The sequence below is a fragment of the Methylobacterium sp. WL19 genome, assembly GCF_008040005.1.
GTDB lineage: Bacteria > Pseudomonadota > Alphaproteobacteria > Rhizobiales > Beijerinckiaceae > Methylobacterium > Methylobacterium bullatum.
In genome coordinates this window covers 23,888-43,067 of record NZ_VRVC01000029.1, presented here as the reverse complement: position 1 = coordinate 43,067, position 19,180 = coordinate 23,888, and the positions used below count along the sequence as shown (strand labels likewise).

The following is a 19,180-nucleotide window of genomic DNA, read 5'->3' as shown; positions in this document are numbered from 1 at the left end:
AGCCCGGGCCAGCGGGCCGGTTGCCCTCCCTGGACCGGCGTTGCCGAGGGAGAGGCCGCGCCATCCCCGGCGGCGAGGCCCGAGAGACGCTCACGGGCGATGGCGACCGTCTCGCGGGCCCTGTCGCCGAACGAGGCACCGATGCGCATGCCGCGTTCGCGCAAACTCGGTTGCGGGCTCGAGCCCTGCCCGCCGGTGGGGCGATCCGCCAGGGAGTGACGGATGGTGCTCAGCGTGCCCGCCAGACTCGCCGAGACGGTGGCCGCGGCCGACCTTCCCCTGGCGACCGAGCGGGCCATCACCGAGCGGGCTCGTTCCGACTGCGATTCCACGAACCGCGCCGTCGCCGCCTTGATGTCGTCCGACGCCGTGGGCTCGAGCGGCGCCTCCACCACGGGTTTCGGCGGCACCGGCACGAAGAGAGCGCCATGGCGCTCCCGCAACTCGGCGAACAGGTCCTCCAGGGTCAGTGGGCCGGTCTCACCCTCTCGCGGTGCCCCGGTGCGATCGACGACCCTGTAGAAGGGCGGCTCGGCGGCGGGCTCGACCACGGCCTCGGCCAGGAGCTGCAGCGTCCGGCGAGCCACCGGAAACGCGTCCTGGCGGCGGATCTCCGCTTCGATCATCGACCGGACCGATTCCCGTGCCGCACGCGCGGCGACGATGGTCGAAGCTTCGGCCTCGTCGGACACCGTCGTCGGGGATGTCTTGTCGGATGCGCGTGACGTGTTCGTCGCGCGTGTCTTGGCTGCGGTCGCGATCATCGGTTCGACTGTGTCTCAGGCACCGGGCCGTGTCGATGCGGCGGCGCTCAGCGGTCCCGGTGCGAAGCGGCGCAGGACACGGCTCGACTCGGATACGATCACCGGGCGCGGTCCGGCGAAAGAGATTTCCAAGGTCAGTTCCGCCACGCCCTGCGAGCGGGCACCGTTCCTCGGATTCGCCGCCCGGAAATCGAAGGTGGAGCGCACGATGCAACTGCTCGTGCCGACGCTGCAGGCCGTGCGCGGGGACCCGTCCTGCAGCACGTAGCGGCGGTCCGGCCAGCGTCGGACGAAGCGGCGCTTCTCCGCCATCACCGCGGCCAGCGACAGGGTGCGACCGTGGAAGCGCACGGACTCGGCATAGAAACGCGGTGCGGCGGCGACCATGCCGTCGCCGGGCTGGGAGATCGCGTCGAGATACTCCTCGTTCAGCCTCTGGGCCTTGCGCGCCCATTCGGGAAAGCGGTCCTCGGAGGCCATCGCCATGCTCGGGGACGGTGCGCCCGGGGAGACGGTGAGGGGGAGGGCGCTCGGCGGAACCTGCGAGAGGCGGCGGGGGGAATGCCTGATCCCGGCCTCGGCGTGGCGGCTGCCGCGACGGGAGCGCCGCGGTACCTCCGCGCTCCTCTCCGCGACGGAGGCGGCACTCGGCGTGGTCTCGGGTTTCGCCGCCTGGGCCGGGCTCGCCTGGGGTGCCTCCTGCACGGCCTGGGGGGAGGCGGGCTTCGCGTCGCCCTTCGGTTCGGGCTTCGTATCGGCCTTGGCAGGAGGATCGACCCAGGCCGGACGGCCCTGTGCCCCGGCGCTACCAGTGGACATCAGAGCCCCGAGGAGGGCCGCCGAGCAAGTTGAGAACAATCCGTAGCGCATGGCATCTCACCGCTGTCGCGAGCGACGTGGAGGGTGGGCACGACCGCATGACAGCGTCCGGCCGGAAGGAAACGTCAAGGTCGGGCGTTCGGTTGCCCGCGTCGAGGCGGGCCGTTCGCGACGGGGTCGCGTCGACGCACGAGACCTGTGCGGGTTCGCGTTGGAACACCAACGCTTCACCTTGCCTAGGCCTTTGGAGTGTTGCAGGTTCTGGGACGCAAAACCGATGACCACTTTTGCTAGACCTGCTTAGCATACGGCATTGTCAGGCGGTTTCGATCGGGCACCGTTCCCCGCGCTATGCCCGCTGTTCCCAGCCATCTGCGATCGGCGTCCGCCGAGGTTGCGCGTGGCCATCTTACCGCAACCGGCCTGCCTCCAGAATATTGCCTCTTGCCATCGGCCTGGAAGCGCCCACCTCTGGAGAGCTTGACGGGTCCGGGCCCCTCTGGCGGCCGAGGCGTCGGCCGCGATGTCGGACTCCTTCTCTGCCTTTGCGCTGACGCGGCGCGAACGCACCGGGGGGTTCTGAAACACGTGGTTGTTGCGATGATCTCATGCGGCATCTCGAGATGCCCCTTCCCGGAGGCCGCCTCGTGAGCGCCGCCTCCGCCCGCCGGGCTCTTCTTCTCGTCAACCCGAACGCCCGGAACGGCTCGTTCTCCCTCGACGCCGTGCGGGATGCCTTACGTGCCGCCGGCATCGAGCCGTTCGAGCCGCCGGGCGATCCCGATTGCACGGCGGTGATCAAGCGCCATGCGAAGGAGTGCGATCTCGTCATCCTCGGCGGCGGCGACGGCACCATGAACTCGGCCGCGCCGGCCCTGGTGGAGACCGGCCTGCCGCTGGGCATCCTGCCGCTCGGCACCGCCAACGACCTCGCCCGTTCCCTCGGCCTGCCCACCGACCCGGTGGAGGCAGCCGAGCTCATCGGCACGGCCAAGCCCCAGGCGGTGGACCTCGGCTGGGTCAACGGCCGCTACTATTTCAACGTGGCGAGCATCGGATTTTCGGCCGACCTCGCCGGTGATCTCACCGCGGAATCGAAGAAGAAGTGGGGCACGCTCGGTTATGCCATCGCCGCCCTGCGCGTCCTGCGGCGGGTGCGTCCTTTCACGGTCTATCTCGAACATGACGGGCTGACCGAGACCATCACCACGATCCAGGTCTCGGTGGGCAACGGCCGCCATTACGGCGGCGGGATGACCGTGGAGGAGACCGCCACGGTCGATGACGGCAAGCTCGATTTCTACAGCCTGGAGGTCACGCATTGGTGGCGGCTCATCGCGCTGCTCCCGGCCCTCAGGCGGGGCACCCAGGGCAAGGCCGCCGACGTGCGCGCCTTCAACACCACCGAGATCGTGGTGAAGACGAAGAAGCCTCGGCCGGTGAACACCGACGGGGAACTCTCCACCTACACGCCGGCCCATTTCAAGGTCGTGCCGAAGGCCATCCGGATCTATGCGCCGGAACCCGCCGAGCGCCCCGGCATCATCCCCGCCGCGTCCTGATCTTCCGCCGCTTTCCGACCTGACGACGTTCGAGGTTCTCTCCCCGTGGATTCCCTTCTTCAACTCGCCGCAGACCCGACCGCCTGGGTGGCGCTCGCCACCCTCATCGTGATGGAGGTGGTGCTCGGCATCGACAATCTGATCTTCATCTCGATCCTCACCAACAAGCTGCCGGCCCATCAGCAGACCAAGGCCCGCCGCATCGGCATCGGCCTCGCGCTGGTCCTGCGTCTCGGCCTGCTCGGCACCGTCGCCTACATCGTCCACCTGACGCAGCCGGTCTTCGAGATCTTCGGCAAGGCCTTCTCCTGGCGGGACATGATCCTCATCGGCGGCGGCCTGTTCCTCTTGTGGAAGGCGACGAAGGAGATCCACGAGACCGTCGATCCCGATGACGGCCACGAGGATGCGTCGTCCCCGGTGGTGCTGAGCTTCGCCGCCGCCGTCGGGCAGATTCTCGTCCTCGACCTCGTCTTTTCCATCGACAGCATCATCACGGCGGTGGGCATGACCGATCACGTGCCGATCATGGTGATCGCCGTCATCACCGCCGTCACCGTCATGCTGCTGGCGGCCGACCCGCTGGCGCGCTTCATCGATGCCAACCCCACCGTGGTGATGCTGGCGCTCGGCTTCCTCATCATGATCGGCATGACGCTGATCGCGGAAGGTTTCGGCGCCCACGTGCCGAAGGGCTACATCTACACCGCCATGGCCTTCTCGGCCGGCGTCGAGGCACTCAATCTCCTCGCCCGACGCCGGAGACGGAACAAGACGACGGCGGGGTAAGGGCGTAAGCCCCTTCCCTTCCGTTTCACGGGAAAACGAAGAAAGGCCCGACCGGGATCAACGGTCGGGCCTTTCTTCGTTTTGGCAAGATCGAAGGGGCTTGGTGGGTGTGTCGGGGCGCGCCCGGCGTGACCCGCGCTCAGGGCCTCGGCCGCCGCCGCGCCCCCGTAGCCGTCTACAGGATGGGTTCGCGCAGGGCCGAGGTCTCGCGGGCACAGATCGCCGCGTCCGGCGGCGAGCCTTCCTGCGAGAGGTTCTTGCCGATCTCCGCCCGTGCCTTTTCGAGATCCGCGCGGAAGCCCGGATCACCCTGGAGCGCGCTGACGACGACGCTGGCCGTCGTGCGGCCGGCTTCCACGTCGCTGGCCCAATGCACGCCGCAGACGATGCGGTTCTCGCCGTAGGCCTTGCCGCGGACGAAGAACTGCGTCGCTTTCTCCGGCACCAGTGCGGCGAGGATGGACGCGTAGGCCCACCCTTGAGTCGCGTGGCTGGACGGGAAGCTGAAGGCGTCGCCGAGCTCGCGGGTGCGCGCCACGCAGATCTCGGCCTCGTTGCCGACGAAGGGCCGCAGGCGACGGTAATGCTCCTTGAGCGGACGGGTGGCCCGGCCAATATCAAGGCGGGTGCGTTCGAGCAGGGTCATCAGTGCCGGGGAGCGGGACTGATCGATCTTGCGGCCGAGCACGCAGGCGAAATCATCGAGGATGGCCGAGGGGCCGTCCGCCACATCCGCCGTGGCGAGTTCCCAGCGCGCGCTGCCCTTCAGGGCGCGGGTCCCTGCGAAGATGGTCTTGTCCGCCGTCTCCGCCGCCGATTGTCCCCGCGGCGGCGGGGGCAGGATCGCGACCGTATCGGGCGCGGTGGCGTCGGACAGATAGGGCGCGCGTGCCGGCATCTCCGGCGTCAACGGCGTCGTGGCGACGGCCGGCGCCGAACGAGGCTTTCCGCTCGTGGCTTTGCTGTCGGCCGTGTTCGGCGCGGGTGCCTGCGCCGAGGCAGGAGCCGCCATCAGGGCGCAGGACGTGAAGGCGAGCGACGCGAGAGCGGGAAACAAAGAATACATGGCGGCGGCTCAGGGTGAAATGCGTCGGGAATGGCAAGCGATAGGGGAGCCATAGGGTTCCTGAACGACACTCGTATGGCACCCTGAGCGCATGACATTTCGCCGATCCGTAACAGGTTTGCCCGCAGGTCCGCGCACGAGACCCCTATCGGATGCCGGCGAGGATCGCGGCGGCGACCTCTCCCGGATATTCCTCATGCGGACTCAAGGCCCCCGGAACCGAAGCCTTGGCCACATGGCCGGCGGCGATGAGAGCGTCCATCTCGGCGCCGGACCGGCGGGGCGCACGCTCCGGACGTAAAACCAGGATCGGCGGAAGTCCGGCCGCCTCGATCAGGGCGAGAAAGTCCTTGCGGACCTTGAACGGATCGAGCCCTCCGGTGACGAAGGCCGCCGTGCCGAAACGGCCCCCCGGCTGGAGTGTCACGGCGTGTTTGTCGGCGATGATGCCGGGTGTGACGTGGTCCGGATCGGCATAGACATGCGCGCGCATCATCCGGCCGATGATCGGAGGACTGATGTTGATGCGGTAGAGCGCCTCGCCCAGCAGCGGAAGTTCGATGGCCTTGCGGATGCCCGAGAGCCAGCCGCGGCGCGAGTCGCCCAGAGCGGTGGGCAGCGGCCCACGCCAGGTGGGTGCAATGAGGACGAGCCGGTCGAACACACCTGGATGCCGCCGTGCGGCCGCCACGAGATAGGGTCCCGCATGACCCGCCGCGATGCCGATGGCGTAGGGGCCGGGCAATGCCGCGAGCAGGGAATCCATGAAGGCGTGGAAGGTCTCCGGCTCCATGGCGATGCGGGACCGCGGATGGTTGCCGAAGCCGGGCCAGTCGGGAATCAGGCAACGATAGTCGTGGCCCAGAATCTTGGCGAGGGGCCGCATCTCCGCGCGGGCCGAGATCGACGACAGGGCCGGCAGGAGCAGGGCCGCCGGGCCGCTCCCGACGATGTCGCAGGGAGTCGGGACCTTGCGCTCCAGCACGTCGAGCTGAAAACCACGGGTGGAGTGGGCAGGCTCGATCATCGCTGGCAACGCCTCATCCGGGACGGTCTGTATCGGACGGAAGATCTAACGCGCCGGTCGCTGCCGCACAGGTCGGCCCTGTGTCGCGCCAGGGCCGATGAGGAGCGCCCGCCCCTCCTCTTTCCGCGACGGGAAAGAGGAGAGTGCCGATCCGAATCGCATGCGAGCGCGTCTCAGGTCCGAAGCAGCTCGTTGATGGCGGTCTTGGAGCGGGTGCCGGCATCGACGCGCTTGACGATGACGGCGCAGTAGAGGCCGGGGCCGGGCGTACCGTCGGGCAGGTCCTTGCCGGGCGTCGTGCCCGAGACCACCACCGAATAGGGCGGCACGCGGCCGTACATGACCTCGCCCGTGGACCGGTCGATGATCTTCGTGGAGGCGCCGATATAGACGCCCATGGACAGTACGCTGCCCTCACCGACGATCACGCCCTCGGCCACCTCGGCGCGGGCGCCGATGAAGCAATTGTCCTCGATGATGACCGGGTTGGCCTGAAGCGGCTCGAGCACTCCGGCGATGCCGGCACCGCCGGAGATGTGGCAGTTCTTCCCCACCTGCGCGCAGGAGCCGATCGTCACCCAGGTATCCACCATCGTGCCCTCACCCACATGGGCGCCGAGATTGATGAAGGAGGGCATCAGCACGGCGCCGGGCGCGATGTAGGAGCCGCGCCGCACGAAGCAGCCGGGCACGGCCCGGAAGCCGGCCTCGCGAAAATGCTTCTTCTTCCAGCCCTCGAACTTCGAGGGCACCTTGTCCCACCAATTGGCGCCATCGGGTCCGCCATGGATGATCTCCATGTCGTTGAGGCGGAAGGACAGCAGCACCGCCTTCTTGAGCCACTGGTTGACCTGCCATTCCTCGCCGACTTTCTCGGCCACGCGGGCCTTGCCGGAGTCGAGGAGATCGAGGGCCTCGTCTACGGCGTCGCGCACGGCACCCTTGGTCGAGACGTCGATGCCGGCACGCTCCTCCCAGGCGGTCTCGATGGTGGTGGAGAGATCGGCGTGGGACATGGTGGCGTTCCGGTCGGTTAGGGGGAAGGGCCGTGCTTACAAAAGGCGGCCCGGCCTGTCACCTCGGCGCGTCAGGCGAGGCGTGGGCTCACTCGCGGCAGCCGTTACGGCTTTCTTCCCGCACGATCTCGCCGACCTTCGCCCGGTCGCGGGCGGAGAGCGGGACGTCGCGGATGTCGGAGAAGCGGCAATTGACGTTGCCGAAGGCCGAGATCGCCCGCTGCGTCTTGAAGCAGTAGCCGGCCTCCGCATAGACCGCGTTGCGCTCGCCCCAGAGTTCCTCGCAGGGGGATGCCGCCAGGGCGGGGGCGGCGGGCAGGAGAGCGAGGCAGAGAACCACGGCGGCGCGCATGAGCACTTCCCGGAAGAGTGTTGAGGGACGGAAGACTTTTGGCCCGTCCCGGCAGGTTTTGCCAGATCGTGCGTCCGGCGAGAGGACGATACGATGTCAGATGGCGTCGATCCTGGCGCGCACGCCGTCGAGATCCTCGATCAACGTACCGAGGTCGTCATGAAGGGCGGCATGGATCGCCTCGGCCGCATCGGGAAATTCCTCGAGCACCCGGCGCATCAGCGTGGGCGTGATGCGGACGACCTCCGCCGCCGTGACGGCATGGGCATCGGTGGGGCGCTCGCCGCGCAGGAACAGCGCCATCTGCCCGATCAGGGCGGAGCGGCCGACCCTGACGGGCTCGGCACCGGCGCCACGCGGCGCCAGTTCGACCGTTCCGGACATGACGACGTATCCGCCATCGCTGCGCTCGTTGCGGGCGAACAGCACGTCCCCCGGCGTCAGGCTGCGACGCTCAGCGGCAAAGGAGAGCAGCCTCAGGGCGTCCCGCGCCATGAAGCTGAACAGGGGCGCGGCCGCCAGGATCGCGATGTCGTCGTCGAGCCCCAATGCCGTCCGCTCCCTCAAGACGGAGGCGTCCCTCCGGAGGAGCTAGCCTTAGCCGAAGGCGGGCGAGGGGGGAAATCCGGCGCCGCGCCCGCGCAGGGACGGAGCGTCGATCAAACGGATGTCATGAAACCGGTGGATAGACGCGTCTCCCGAGGGCGACGAAGACGGAAATTCCGGTGTCCAATCACTTCTGCCTGGATCCGAACGATCCCTATGCGCAATCCGAGGTCCTCGTCTTCTTCGAGGGCCGATATCCGGATATCCGCCTGCTGTCGGTCATCGATGGGAACGACGACGAAATCTTGTCCGATCTCGTCATCGAGCAGCAACGCGACCTGATTCGGGAAATCGCCGCCTTCCACACATCCGGCGGTGATGCGCCGAATGCGGCCGCCTGATCCTCAGGGCAGCAACTTGTAGCCACCGCCTTCCGTCACGAGGATGGCGGTGACGGCCGGGTTCGGCTCGATCTTCTGGCGCAGGCGGTAGATGTGGGTCTCCAGCGTATGCGTGGTGACCTGCGCGTTGTAGCCCCAGACTTCGGCCAGCAACGTGTCGCGGCCCACCACCTCGCGGCCGGCGCGGTAGAGGAAGCGCAGGATCGCCGTCTCCTTCTCGGTGAGCTTCAGCTTCGAGCCACGCTCACAGATGAGGAGCTTGGCGCCGGGGCGGAAGGTGTAGGGGCCAATCTGGAAGACGGCGTCCTCGCTGGCCTCGTGGCTGCGCAGATGCGCGCGGATGCGCGCGAGGAGCACCGCGAACTTGAACGGCTTGGCGACATAATCGTTGGCGCCCGCTTCCAGGCCCTCCACCGTGTCTTCTTCCGAATCCTGCGCGCTCAGCATGATGACCGGGCCGCGATAACCGTTGCGGCGCATGGTCCGCACCGCTTCGCGCCCGTCCATGTCCGGCAGGCCGACATCCATGATCGCGAGATCGATCCGGTCCTCGGCCACGCGGGCGAGGGCGGATTTCCCGTCCTCCGCGCTGACGGTGACGAACTCCTCGTACAGGTCGAGTTGTTCGATCAAGGTTTCGCGCAGGGACTCGTCGTCGTCGCAGACGAGAAGGCGATGGGTGGTCGACATCGGCCGGGGATACTTTCACACGCAACAGGGATGTGCCCGAACGGGCCGATCCCGAAAACTTGAGAGACGACCGCTTCGTCGGCCGCGAGCCTACACAGCAGAGTGATGGCGGGTTTATGTCAGAACCTTGAACGAGGTCGCGCCGGAGGCGGAGTATGCACGTCCGTGACGGTTCGACCCCCGAAAAAGTTTCGCATGGGTGCCGTCGTCGCGCATCGCCGCCTCAGGAATGGGCTGGCTCGGGCCGGTCTGTCCGGTCGATAAGGCCGACATGATCCGTTTGACCCTCTCTCGCATCCGCGTCCGCCGGCTGGTGAGTGATCCCACTCGCGGGCAGATTCTCGCCGCCAACGCGGTCATTCCCTGCGCGCTCGGCCGCTCCGGCATCGGTCAGGTCAAGCGCGAAGGAGACGGCCTGTCCCCGCGGGGCGTCTTCCGCCTGCGGGCCGGGGCCTATCGCCCGGACCATTTCGGGGCCCGCCCCCGCACCGCGCTGGCTCTGCGCCGGACGCGACAGAACGACGGCTGGTGCGACGACCCGCGCGACCGGCGCTACAACCGGCCGATCGTCCTGCCCGCCCCCGGCGTCAGCGCGGAGCGGATGTGGCGGGAGGACGGTCTCTACGACCTCGTCGTCGATCTCGACTACAACCGCCAGCCGATCCGGCCGGGGCGCGGCTCGGCGATCTTCCTCCATGTGGCACGGGCGGGATACCTGCCGACGGAGGGCTGCGTCGCGGTGAAGCGAGGCGACCTCGTCCGGCTACTGCGGCGCCTCGGGCCGCACACCCGGCTGCAGATCCTGTGACCCGTGCATCCCTACCCCCGGACCGGCAGGGCGGCGGGCGATGCGTCCGGCCGGTCTCCCGGACGGGACAGGGTCAGGACGAGGATGGCGGCGAGGATGCACAGGGCACCGGCGGCGAAGAAGGCCGGCAGGTAGCTCGACAGGGCGGTGCGTGACAGGCCGGCGCCGTAGGCGATGGTGGCGGCCCCGAGCTGGTGACCCGCGAACACCCAGCCGAAGACGAGGTTCGCCTTCTCGCGCCCGAACCGGGCGGCGGTGAGCCGCACGGTGGGCGGCACCGTGGCGATCCAGTCGAGCCCATAGAAAGCGGCGAAGACAGACAGGCCGACGAAGGAGAAGTCGGAGAACGGCAGGAACATCAGCGAGAGGCCGCGCAGGCCGTAATACCAGAACAGGAGCCAGCGGTTGTCGTAGCGGTCGGAGAGCCAGCCCGACGCCACCGTGCCGATGAAGTCGAACACGCCCATCGCCGCCAGCACGCTCGCCCCCTGGACCGGGCCGATGCCGTAATCGGCGCAGAGGGGGATGAAGTGGGTCTGGATCAGCCCGTTGGTGCTGGCCCCGCAGATGAAGAACGTGGCGAAGAGCACCCAGAACACACCCGTGCGCGACGCCTCCGCCAGGGCTCCGAGGGCGGAGCCGCTCACGACCGGCGGCGGAGCGGTACCGGTAACTGCGGTCTCGCCATAGGGGGCCAGATCCATGTCCTCCGGCCGGTCCCGCAACAGCGCCGTGACGGCGAGCCCCGCCGTGAGCAGCAGCCCGCAGATCACCAGGAGTGCGGCGCGCCAGCCGAGATGTTCGGTGAGGGCGGCGAGGAGCGGCAGCACGATGAGCTGGCCGGTGGCCGAACTGGCGGTGAGGAGACCGACCACGAGGCCGCGCGAGCGCGAGAACCAGCGGGTCGCGATGGTGGCGCCGAGTACCAGGGCGGTGAGCCCCGTGCCGATGCCGACGACGACGCCCCAGAGCATGACCAGCTGCCAGACCTCGCTCATGAACAGGGAGGTGAGGAGCCCCCCGACGATGAGCAGAAGCGCCAGGAGCACGATGCGGCGCGGGCCGTAGCGGTTCATCAGCTGGGCCGCGAAAGGCCCCATCAATCCGAACAGGACGAAGCGCACGGCCAGCGCCGAGGAGATCGTCGCCGTGTCCCAGCCGAACTCCTTCTGCAAGGGCAGGATCAGCACGCCCGGTGCGCCAACGGCGCCGGCCGTCACCAGCATGGTGAGGAAGGTGACGCCGGCGACGACCCAGCCGTAATGGACGTTGCGGCGGGCAAGCGGCACGGCAACGGCGTTCGACAACGACCCGAAGGGAGCGGTGATGGTCATACGGCCTCTTCGGGTTCCGCATGCTGGTTCGGTGGGATCACCGGGCGGGCATGCCCGGCACCGCGACGCGGTCGACCCTTGCTTAGGCGCATATGCACGCTTTACACAAGCGCGTCGTCCGCAGACCCCGTGACCCATTCCTCGAGGACTTTTCGCGATGGACCGTCCGGCACCGGTGTCACCGTGCCACTGCCTCGCCCTTCGCCAGGCGTCGCGCCGGCTGACTCAGCATTACGACCAGCATCTCGCGCCGACCGGCCTGCGCACCAGCCAGTACGGTCTGTTGCGCGGTCTCGGCCGTGTCGGGCCGATCTCCATCAACGGCTTTGCCGACATCATGGTGATGGACCGCACTACGATGGGCCGCGCCCTGCATCCGCTCACCCGGGACGGTCTCATCGCCGCCGGTCCGGGACGGGACGGCCGCACGCGCTCACTCACCCTCACGGAGGCCGGCCAAAAACGTGTCGAGGAGGCGCGGCCTTTCTGGGAGCGGGCGCAACGGACGTTCGAGGAACGCTACGGAGCGGTGCCGGCGGACGACCTGCGCCGGGCGGCCGAGCGGCTCGCCCTATCGGTCTGATTGGGTGTCGCTGGGACCCCGTGGAGCGTCCGAATCCTACAGGAAATCCGTGGGGCGCCCCGCGGCCACCACCAGCATCTTGCCGTCGGCGAAGGTGCGGGCACCGGCGCGGCGGATGTCCGCCTGGGTCACGTTCGTCACCATCTCGTTGCGGCGGGCGAAGTAGTCCATCCCCAGCCCCTCGAAGGAGATCTGCACGAGCTGGTGCGCGATCTTGGTCGAGGTGTCGAAGCCGAGCGCATAGGAGCCGGTGAGGTAATCCTTGGCCTTCTGAAGCTCCTCGTCGGATGGGCCGTCGCTGATGAGCCGGCCGATCTCGTCGCCGATCACCGACAGGGCTTCGCCGACGCGCTCGTTCTTGGTGGCGGTGTAGCCCCAGGTCATGGCGCTGGCGCGGTGGCTGACGAGGGAGGTGCCGACCGAATAGGCCAGCCCACGCTTCTCGCGCACTTCCTGGAACAGGCGCGAGGTGAAGGAGCCGCCGCCGAGGATGTGGTTGAGCACATAGGCGGGGATGAAATCCGGGTCCTTCCACGGCACGCCGCCCATGCCGAAGCGCAGGACCGATTGCGGCACGTCGATATCGACGACGACGCGGCGCCCAAGCTGGCCGACCTGGGTCTGCGGCACGGCGTTCAGCGGTCCGGCCTCGTCGAGGACACCGAAGGCGCGGTTGAGGGCATCGGCCAGACGGTCGGCATCGATGGCGCCGACGGCCGCCACTTTCAGACCGCCGCGGCCGATGATCCGCCGGTGCATCGCCACGAGGTCGTCGCGGGTGATGGCCGCGATGCTCTCCGGCGTGCCGGACGAGGGACGGGCATAGGGATGGCCGGCATAGGCTTCGGCGAAGAAGCGGCGTGAGGCCATCACGCCCGGATCGTTCTGCTGGTAGCGCAGGCCGGCCAGCGTCTGGGCGCGCACGCGCTCGATGGCGTCGGGATCGAAGCGCGGCTTGGCGAGCGCCAGGGCGAGGAGGTCGATGGCCTCGTCGGCGTGCTTGACCAGCATCTTGAGGGAGCCGCCCACCGCGTCGGCGCCGGCATGGAACGACAATTCGATGGCCCGCGCGGCCAGACGCTCCTGGAAGGCGTCGGAGGAGAGGTCGCCGGCGCCCTCGTCGAGGAGGCGCGCCAGCATCTGCGCCACGCCGCCCTTGCCTTCGGGATCCTGAGCCGCCCCCCCCTCGAAGGTGAAGGCGAGGGCGATCATCGGCACCACGGGCGATTCCACGTGCCAGGCCTCGATGCCGGCGGCGGCGGCCACCGGAAGCGCCAGCGTGGGGGCGTTCGCGCTGCGGGCGGTGGTATCGACCAGATTGGCTTCGACCGAGTTCATGAGAACCTCATTCTTCTTCTGGGCGCCCGGGCCGGGATCAGCGGGATCGTGCGTGAGGGTCGCCTCACGCAACGGCGGCGTCGGGATCGCGCGTCTTGGTCAGGTATCCGGTGACGGAGCGGGCGGGGATCAGGTAGCGCTCGGCCACGGCGGCGAGGCGATCCCGCGTCACGCCCTCGATGTCGGAGGGCCAGCGGCGGACCTCCTCGATGCTCTCGCCGATGGCGAGCGCCGAGCCGTAGATACGGGCCAGCGACGACTGGCTGTCGGAGGAATAGACCGTTTCGGCGACGAGCCTGGTCTTGGCCCGTTCGATGGCCTCCGGACCCAGGGCCTCGGAGGGGACGCGGCGCAGGACGCGGTCGACCTCGTCCTCCAGGCGCTCCAGGCTCACGCCCTCGGCGGGGATGGCGTAGACCGAGAAGCGCGTGTCGTCGATGGCCGAGCCCATGTACCAGGCGCCGGCATTCACGGCGACGCCGAGCTCCATCACCAGTTTGCGGTAGAGGAAGGACGTGGAGCCGCCGCCCATCACCTCGGCCAGCAGTTCCAGGGCGTGGCACTCGCCGTCGCGGGCGGTCATGCAGGAGGGGGTGAGATAGAGCCGCTGCAGGGTCGGCTGTTCCACCTTCGGATCGACGACGCTGAGCCGGCGGAGCGCGCGGGGCTCGGGCTCCTTGGCGCGCACCCGCACCGGCCGGGCGCCGCGCGGCGTCACGAGCCCGTAGGTGTCGTCGGCGAGCCGCCGGACCTCGTCGGGCGTCACGTCACCGGCCACGACCAGGATGGCGTTCTCAGGGGTGTAGAAGCGGTTGTAATAGTCGAGGGCGTGGGTGCGGTTGAGATCCTCGATTTCGTGCATCCAGCCGATGATCGGCGTGCCGTAGGGGTGATGCACGAACAGCGAGGCGGCCATGGCCTCGGAGAGCTGGGCCGACGGGTCGGTCTCCACCCGCATGCGGCGCTCTTCCAGCACCACGTCGCGCTCCGGCGCCACCACGGCATCCTCGAGGACGAGACCGGTCATGCGGTCGGCCTCGAACTCCATCATGGTCTTGAGATGGTCGCGGGCGACGCGCTGGAAATAGGCGGTGTAATCGTAGGAGGTGAAGGCGTTCTCCTGGCCGCCGAGGCCGGACACGGCCTGCGAGAAGGCGCCGACCGGATGCTTCTCCGTGCCCTTGAACATCAGGTGTTCGAGAAAGTGCGCGATGCCGGACTGCCCGATCGGATCGTCGGCCGAACCGTTGCGGTACCACACCATGTGCGTCACCACCGGCGCGCGGTGATCGGGCACCACGACGACATCGAGGCCGTTATCGAGGGCAAAGGCGGAGACTTCGGGGCCACCGGCCTCGGACCGCCCGAACGGCGCGGCCTCGGCCCGGCCGGCATGGCCGTAGCGGCGGTTGAGCGAGAACCCGGGCGTATCCTTCCGCAACAGATGCATCGTCTTTTCCTTGATACGTCGGCCATGCGTGACCGCCCGTCATGAACGCAATGCCCCTTAGCGCACGCCTCGGATGCCACGAATCCGCAGGCCGAGGTCAGGGCAAATCCCGTACCGATACCCTTCGGGCGCCGGGGGTGGGTGCGGGATCCAGCGGGACGGGGCCATCTCCTCTACGAGCGATGGGACCGTCCGCGGGCTCCTCGCGGAACTCGGCTAGCGACCCCGGATGTAGGCACCCGGATCGGCTTCCTCACGCTCGCGCGAGGGATTATTGATGGGGTCGCTGTTGTTGCGGGCGACCGCCTTCGGGGCCTTGCGGTACCCGTTCGGCGGGTCGGTGAGGGTATCGCGATCGGGCTCAGCGAGAATGGGCTGGGCCTTGTCCTCGCGCTTGCCGAAGATGTCGAAGGGGCTCCAGATCGACGACGAGGCGCCGTCGCTCTCGGGACGGCCCGGCTCGGTGCGCACGCTGGCATCGGCGCGTCGGCCGCCGCGCATCTCGTCGAGCGAAAGCGTCATGTTGTTGTCGTTCATCCGCCCCTGCGCTCCGCGGGAGATCGGCTTCTTCGCGTCGGCGAGTTCACGGTCGCGCTGGACGATCTCGGGATCCTTGGGCCATTGCGGCGTGGCAGTGGCGGCACGCGGCGGCGGCAGCGCCTTGCCGTCGAGCTTGGGCGGCATCACCAGGGGCGCCCGCTCACGATAGGTGATGGCCGGCTTCTCGGGCTCGATCAGGCCGATGCTGCTCAGGGTGTCGCGCATGAACACGCCCTGCTGCGCCTGGGCGCCGCTCGCCGCGAGAAGTCCGGTAAAGCCGAGAATGAACCCGCGATGCCCGATCATGCTGCCCCCAAATTGCGCCGGCCCGCAGAGTGCGCCAGCTCGAATGCGTGCCTGCCCGGAACGTGCTGGCGCGTGTCGGTGTCGGTCGATGCCGGTCTTGCCCTCGTGGCCTGACGGCGGTTTCAGGCGAACGTATGGCGCCTTGACCGCAGCGCACCAGCCTCCCGGCCACAACGATCCGCAATGTGGTTTACGGATCACAGCCGCACGAATCTTCAGGGGCCGCCCGGAGGGGCTTCGTCCCGAGGGTGCCGGACCGGGATCAGGCTGTCGATGAGGAGGCCGACGACACCGGCGACGATGGCCGCGTCGGCGATGTTGAACACGTACCAGGACCATGCGCCCGCATGGAGGTGGACGAAGTCGAACACCGCACCGTAGGCTGCCCGGTCGATGGCGTTGCCGATCGCCCCGCCCGCGATGAGCCCGAGGGCGGCGGCCAGGAGCGCCGACGAGGCACGGCGCATCCAGGCGATCATCCCGATCGAGGCCGCCACGGAGACTGCCACCAGGATCCAGCGGCCTAGGCCGCCCTCCTGCTGGAACAGGCCGTAGGAGATGCCCCGATTCCAGACGACGACGACATCCGCGAAGCCGGTCAGATGCCAGGGCTGCGTCAGCACCAGATCGGTGCCGAAATAGAGCCAGAGCTTGGAGGCCTGATCGAGGACGAGGGTGGCGAGAAGGATAAGGAGGCCGAGGCGGAAGGGGGGCATGCCGGCGCCTTCCCCTCCCCCCAAGTGGGGGGAGGGAAGGCCCGTGTCGGATCGCGAAGCGTTCACGCCACGCCCGACGCGGCGTGCAGCGCGTCCCATTCCCGCAGCGCCTGGGCGTCGCGGGGTGTCACGTCCGGGTAATCGGGATCGGAGCCGACCGTCTCGGAGACGCGCCACGACCGGGCACATTTGCGGCCCTTGGCCGGTCCGGAGACCACGGCCACGCCGCGCACCTCATCGATTCGGAAGGCCTCTTCCGGCCCCTCCCCGTCGACGATCGTGATGCCGGAGGTGATGCAGACTTCCGAGAAATCGATCCCGTCGAGGGCGGAGAGCAGATCGGAATCGGAGACGAAGACGGTCGGTGCCGCCTCGAGGCTGGCGCCGATGCGCTTGGCCGCGCGCTCGATCTCAAGGGCGCCGGTGACCACGCGGCGCACCCGGCGGATCTTCTGCCAGCGCTCCGTGAGGGCGGCATTCCGCCAGGAGGCGGGAGTCTCGGGCAGCGTCTCGAGATGGACGGAGTCGACATCCGACGGGTAACGGTCGAGCCAGGCTTCCTCCGCCGTGAAGGCGAGGACGGGGGCGAGCCAGATCGTCACCCGGCGGAAGGTTTCGTCGATGACCTGCAGCGCGGCGCGGCGGACCTGCGACGAGATCGGGTCGCAGTAGAGCGCGTCCTTCCTCACGTCGAAATAGAAAGCCGAGAGGTCGCCGGTCATGAAGCCGTTGAGGAGCGCCACCACCCGCTTGGTGTCGAAAGTGGCGTATGCCTCGCGGATCTCGCCGTCGAGTTCGCAGAGGCGATGCAGGATCAGCCGCTCCAGCTCGGGCAAGTCGGCATGATGCACGGGTTCGCCCGCCTCGAAATGCGCCAGCGAGCCGAGCATCCAGCGCAGCGAATTGCGCAGCTTACGGTAGGTCTCGGCGAAGGTCTTGATGATCTCCGGGCCGATGCGCAGGTCGTCGGCGTAATCGGAGGCCGCCACCCAGAGGCGCAGGATGTCGGCGCCCGAATCCTTGATGACGCTCTGCGGCGCGACGACGTTGCCCTTCGACTTCGACATCTTCAGACCCTTGGGGTCGAGGACGAACCCGTGGGTGAGGACGATGTCGTAGGGCGCGCGTCCCCGTGTGCCGGCGGATTCCAGAAGCGACGACTGGAACCAGCCGCGATGCTGGTCGGAGCCTTCGAGATACATCACCGTGTCCCGGCCGCCGTCGCGTTTACGCACCACGCCGGAGAGGCCGGGGAACTGGTCCGGGTCGTCGAGAACGAAAGCGTGGGTCGAGCCCGAATCGAACCAGACGTCGAGGACGTCCGTCACTTTCTCATACTCCGCCGGGTCGTGATCCGGCGCGAGGAAGCGGGCGCCGTCCCGATCGGTGAACCAGGCGTCGGCGCCTTCGGCCAGGAAGGCTTCGGCGATGCGGGCATTCACGGCCTCGTCGCGCAGGATCTCGCTGGTGCCCTTCTTCACGAAGACGGTGATCGGCACGCCCCAGGCGCGCTGGCGCGACACCACCCAGTCGGGCCGATTGGCGACCATACCGTTGATGCGGTTCTTGCCCTGTGATGGTACCCACCGCGTCTCGTCGATGGATGTGAGCGCCACCTCGCGCAGCGTCCTCTCACCGAGGGACTCCACCGGCTTGTCCAGCGCGATGAACCATTGCGGCGTGTTGCGGAAGATCACCGGCTTCTTCGAGCGCCAGGAGTGCGGGTAGCTGTGCTTGAGCGTGCCGCGCGCCACCAGGGTGCCGGCCTCCGTCAGGGCGGCGATCACCGCCTTGTTGGCGTCGCCCTTGTCGCCCTTCGGCGTCAGGACGAGTTTTCCCGTGAAACCGGGGGCCTCCTCGGTGAGCGCCCCATCGGCATCGACGGTGTAGGGGATGCGGGTGTCGATGCCGCGCTGGGTGAGCGCGCGGCCATTGGCCATCCACACCTCGAAGTCTTCGCGGCCATGGCCCGGCGCCGTATGGACGAAGCCGGTGCCGGCCTCGTCGGTGACGTGGTCGCCTTCGAGAAGTGGAACCTGGAAGTCGTAGCCGGCGGTGTGGCCAGCGAGCGGATGCGAGAGGGTGAGGCCGGCAAGCTCTGCAGCCGACACGTCGCGGACGCGCTCGAACGCCTCCACGCGGGCCGAGGCGAAGACCCCGGCGGCCAGGGTGTCGGCGAGGAGGTAGGTGTCGCCGGTCTTGGCCCAATTATCCTCGGCCGCCGCGGTGACACGGTACAGGCCGTAGGCCACCCGCTTCGAATAGGCGACGGCGCGGTTGCCGGGCATGGTCCAGGGCGTGGTCGTCCAGATCACGACACGTGCCGCGGCAAGATCGTCCGGTGCCCCGTCGGCAACCCGGAACGCTACGAAAATCGTATCGCTGACATGGTCCTCGTACTCGACCTCGGCTTCCGCCAGCGCCGTCTTCTCCACCACCGACCACATCACCGGCTTCGAGCCGCGGTAGAGCTGGCCGGTCATGGAGAAGGTCATGAGTTCGCGCGCGATCGTGGCCTCCGCCGGGAAGGTCATGGTCGCGTAGGGGTGGTCCCAGTCGCCGGTGACGCCGAGGCGCTTGAACTCGGTCCGCTGCGTATCGAGCCACTGACCGGCGAAGGCCCTGCACTCCTGGCGGAATTCGAGGACCGGTACGTCGTCCTTGTTGCGGCCCTTGGCGCGGTACTGCTCCTCGATCTTCCACTCGATCGGCAGGCCGTGGCAGTCCCAGCCCGGCACGTAATTGGCGTCGTAGCCGAGCGCGCCCTGCGAGCGGACGATGACGTCCTTCAGGATCTTGTTGAGCGCCGTGCCGATATGGATGTTGCCGTTGGCGTAGGGCGGACCATCGTGGAGCACGAATTTCGGGCGTCCGGCGGCCTTTATCCTGATACGGCCGTAGAGGTCGATGGCGGCCCAGCGCTCCAGGAGGAGGGGCTCGCGCACCGGCAGGCCGGCCCGCATGGGGAACTCGGTCTTGGGCAGGAACAGGGTCTGCGAATAGTCGCGGGTGGGCAGGCCGGCGTCGGGGGCTGTCGAATCGGTCATGGGGTCTTCTGCGAAACGGTGCGCTG

General features: G+C 68.4%; 18 protein-coding genes and 1 pseudogene. 5 read left to right on the top strand and 14 right to left on the bottom strand.

From position 1 onward, the window contains the following. Window positions 1-764 (bottom strand): annotated as a pseudogene (locus tag FV220_RS08330) (hypothetical protein); the annotation flags it as partial. Between the two features lie 15 nt (window positions 765-779). After that, window positions 780-1,583 (bottom strand): hypothetical protein, encoded by an 804-nt coding sequence (locus FV220_RS08325; RefSeq protein WP_246689410.1) that lies wholly within the window; start codon window positions 1,581-1,583, stop codon window positions 780-782. 608 nt (window positions 1,584-2,191) lie between these two features. Between FV220_RS08325 and FV220_RS08320 the strand changes: the two genes are divergently transcribed. Both FV220_RS08320 and FV220_RS08315 read left to right on the top strand, forming a co-directional pair. Further along, entirely contained in the window at window positions 2,192-3,145 is a 954-nt protein-coding gene (locus FV220_RS08320; RefSeq protein WP_246689409.1) for a lipid kinase, read from the top strand. Window positions 3,146-3,190: 45 nt separating this feature from the next. Further along, window positions 3,191-3,934: a TerC family protein gene (locus tag FV220_RS08315; protein ID WP_018045892.1), complete on the top strand. Its 744-nt coding sequence runs from the start codon at window positions 3,191-3,193 to the stop codon at window positions 3,932-3,934. 175 nt (window positions 3,935-4,109) lie between these two features. On the opposite strand, the gene FV220_RS08310 is transcribed toward FV220_RS08315, so the two are convergent. From FV220_RS08310 to FV220_RS08290, 5 genes are all read right to left on the bottom strand, one after another. Beyond that, window positions 4,110-5,000, bottom strand: a complete 891-nt coding sequence (locus FV220_RS08310; protein WP_018045891.1) for a phosphatase PAP2 family protein — start codon at window positions 4,998-5,000, stop codon at window positions 4,110-4,112. Between the two features lie 145 nt (window positions 5,001-5,145). Next, window positions 5,146-6,027, bottom strand: a complete 882-nt coding sequence (locus tag FV220_RS08305; protein ID WP_147830674.1) for an alpha/beta hydrolase — start codon at window positions 6,025-6,027, stop codon at window positions 5,146-5,148. Window positions 6,028-6,200: 173 nt separating this feature from the next. Next, window positions 6,201-7,043 (bottom strand): 2,3,4,5-tetrahydropyridine-2,6-dicarboxylate N-succinyltransferase, encoded by an 843-nt coding sequence (dapD, locus tag FV220_RS08300; protein ID WP_018045889.1) that lies wholly within the window; start codon window positions 7,041-7,043, stop codon window positions 6,201-6,203. A gap of 88 nt (window positions 7,044-7,131) precedes the next feature. Then, entirely contained in the window at window positions 7,132-7,395 is a 264-nt protein-coding gene (locus FV220_RS08295) for a YARHG domain-containing protein (protein ID WP_018045888.1), read from the bottom strand. Between the two features lie 96 nt (window positions 7,396-7,491). Next, complete coding sequence (locus FV220_RS08290) at window positions 7,492-7,944, bottom strand: cyclic nucleotide-binding domain-containing protein (RefSeq protein WP_056148680.1); 453 nt, start codon at window positions 7,942-7,944, stop codon at window positions 7,492-7,494. Window positions 7,945-8,120: 176 nt separating this feature from the next. On the opposite strand from FV220_RS08290, the gene FV220_RS08285 reads away from it, so the two are divergent. After that, window positions 8,121-8,342 carry a hypothetical protein gene (locus FV220_RS08285; RefSeq protein WP_018045886.1) on the top strand — a complete coding sequence of 74 codons (222 nt, stop codon included), beginning with the start codon at window positions 8,121-8,123 and terminating at the stop codon, window positions 8,340-8,342. Window positions 8,343-8,345: 3 nt separating this feature from the next. On the opposite strand, the gene FV220_RS08280 is transcribed toward FV220_RS08285, so the two are convergent. Then, window positions 8,346-9,032: a response regulator transcription factor gene (locus tag FV220_RS08280; protein WP_018045885.1), complete on the bottom strand. Its 687-nt coding sequence runs from the start codon at window positions 9,030-9,032 to the stop codon at window positions 8,346-8,348. Between the two features lie 271 nt (window positions 9,033-9,303). On the opposite strand from FV220_RS08280, the gene FV220_RS08275 reads away from it, so the two are divergent. After that, a complete protein-coding gene (locus FV220_RS08275) occupies window positions 9,304-9,840 on the top strand; it encodes a L,D-transpeptidase family protein (protein WP_056148859.1) in 537 nt (178 codons plus the stop codon). An 11-nt stretch (window positions 9,841-9,851) separates the two neighbouring features. Here FV220_RS08275 and FV220_RS08270 read toward each other — a convergent pair whose 3' ends face one another. After that, the gene (locus tag FV220_RS08270; RefSeq protein ID WP_147830672.1) at window positions 9,852-11,174 is read right to left on the bottom strand and encodes an MFS transporter; all 1,323 of its coding nucleotides are present in this window, start codon (window positions 11,172-11,174) and stop codon (window positions 9,852-9,854) included. Window positions 11,175-11,331: 157 nt separating this feature from the next. On the opposite strand from FV220_RS08270, the gene FV220_RS08265 reads away from it, so the two are divergent. After that, window positions 11,332-11,757, top strand: a complete 426-nt coding sequence (locus FV220_RS08265) for a MarR family winged helix-turn-helix transcriptional regulator (protein WP_056148676.1) — start codon at window positions 11,332-11,334, stop codon at window positions 11,755-11,757. 36 nt (window positions 11,758-11,793) lie between these two features. On the opposite strand, the gene FV220_RS08260 is transcribed toward FV220_RS08265, so the two are convergent. The 5 genes from FV220_RS08260 to ileS form a co-directional block, all read right to left on the bottom strand. Further along, on the bottom strand, window positions 11,794-13,095 hold the full coding sequence (locus FV220_RS08260; RefSeq protein WP_056148857.1) for a pitrilysin family protein: 1,302 nt from the start codon (window positions 13,093-13,095) through the stop codon (window positions 11,794-11,796). Between the two features lie 64 nt (window positions 13,096-13,159). Next, window positions 13,160-14,545, bottom strand: coding sequence for a pitrilysin family protein (locus FV220_RS08255; protein ID WP_018045880.1), 1,386 nt, complete (start codon window positions 14,543-14,545; stop codon window positions 13,160-13,162). A 216-nt stretch (window positions 14,546-14,761) separates the two neighbouring features. After that, complete coding sequence (locus tag FV220_RS08250; protein WP_018045879.1) at window positions 14,762-15,391, bottom strand: hypothetical protein; 630 nt, start codon at window positions 15,389-15,391, stop codon at window positions 14,762-14,764. Between the two features lie 215 nt (window positions 15,392-15,606). Beyond that, window positions 15,607-16,107, bottom strand: coding sequence for a signal peptidase II (lspA, locus tag FV220_RS08245; protein ID WP_056148673.1), 501 nt, complete (start codon window positions 16,105-16,107; stop codon window positions 15,607-15,609). 62 nt (window positions 16,108-16,169) lie between these two features. Next, window positions 16,170-19,154, bottom strand: coding sequence for an isoleucine--tRNA ligase (ileS, locus tag FV220_RS08240; RefSeq protein WP_147830670.1), 2,985 nt, complete (start codon window positions 19,152-19,154; stop codon window positions 16,170-16,172). Window positions 19,155-19,180: the final 26 nt, after the last annotated feature.

Coding starts and splice junctions, on each gene's coding strand:
- FV220_RS08325 (WP_246689410.1), bottom strand. CDS start 1,583: ATGTCCACTGGTAGCGCCGGGGCACAGGGCCGTCCGGCCTGGGTCGAT.
- FV220_RS08320 (WP_246689409.1), top strand. CDS start 2,192: ATGCGGCATCTCGAGATGCCCCTTCCCGGAGGCCGCCTCGTGAGCGCC.
- FV220_RS08310 (WP_018045891.1), bottom strand. CDS start 5,000: ATGTATTCTTTGTTTCCCGCTCTCGCGTCGCTCGCCTTCACGTCCTGC.
- FV220_RS08305 (WP_147830674.1), bottom strand. CDS start 6,027: ATGATCGAGCCTGCCCACTCCACCCGTGGTTTTCAGCTCGACGTGCTG.
- dapD (WP_018045889.1), bottom strand. CDS start 7,043: ATGTCCCACGCCGATCTCTCCACCACCATCGAGACCGCCTGGGAGGAG.
- FV220_RS08295 (WP_018045888.1), bottom strand. CDS start 7,395: ATGCGCGCCGCCGTGGTTCTCTGCCTCGCTCTCCTGCCCGCCGCCCCC.
- FV220_RS08280 (WP_018045885.1), bottom strand. CDS start 9,032: ATGTCGACCACCCATCGCCTTCTCGTCTGCGACGACGACGAGTCCCTG.
- FV220_RS08275 (WP_056148859.1), top strand. CDS start 9,304: ATGATCCGTTTGACCCTCTCTCGCATCCGCGTCCGCCGGCTGGTGAGT.
- FV220_RS08270 (WP_147830672.1), bottom strand. CDS start 11,174: ATGACCATCACCGCTCCCTTCGGGTCGTTGTCGAACGCCGTTGCCGTG.
- FV220_RS08265 (WP_056148676.1), top strand. CDS start 11,332: ATGGACCGTCCGGCACCGGTGTCACCGTGCCACTGCCTCGCCCTTCGC.
- FV220_RS08260 (WP_056148857.1), bottom strand. CDS start 13,095: ATGAACTCGGTCGAAGCCAATCTGGTCGATACCACCGCCCGCAGCGCG.
- FV220_RS08255 (WP_018045880.1), bottom strand. CDS start 14,545: ATGCATCTGTTGCGGAAGGATACGCCCGGGTTCTCGCTCAACCGCCGC.
- FV220_RS08250 (WP_018045879.1), bottom strand. CDS start 15,391: ATGATCGGGCATCGCGGGTTCATTCTCGGCTTTACCGGACTTCTCGCG.
- lspA (WP_056148673.1), bottom strand. CDS start 16,107: ATGCCCCCCTTCCGCCTCGGCCTCCTTATCCTTCTCGCCACCCTCGTC.
- ileS (WP_147830670.1), bottom strand. CDS start 19,154: ATGACCGATTCGACAGCCCCCGACGCCGGCCTGCCCACCCGCGACTAT.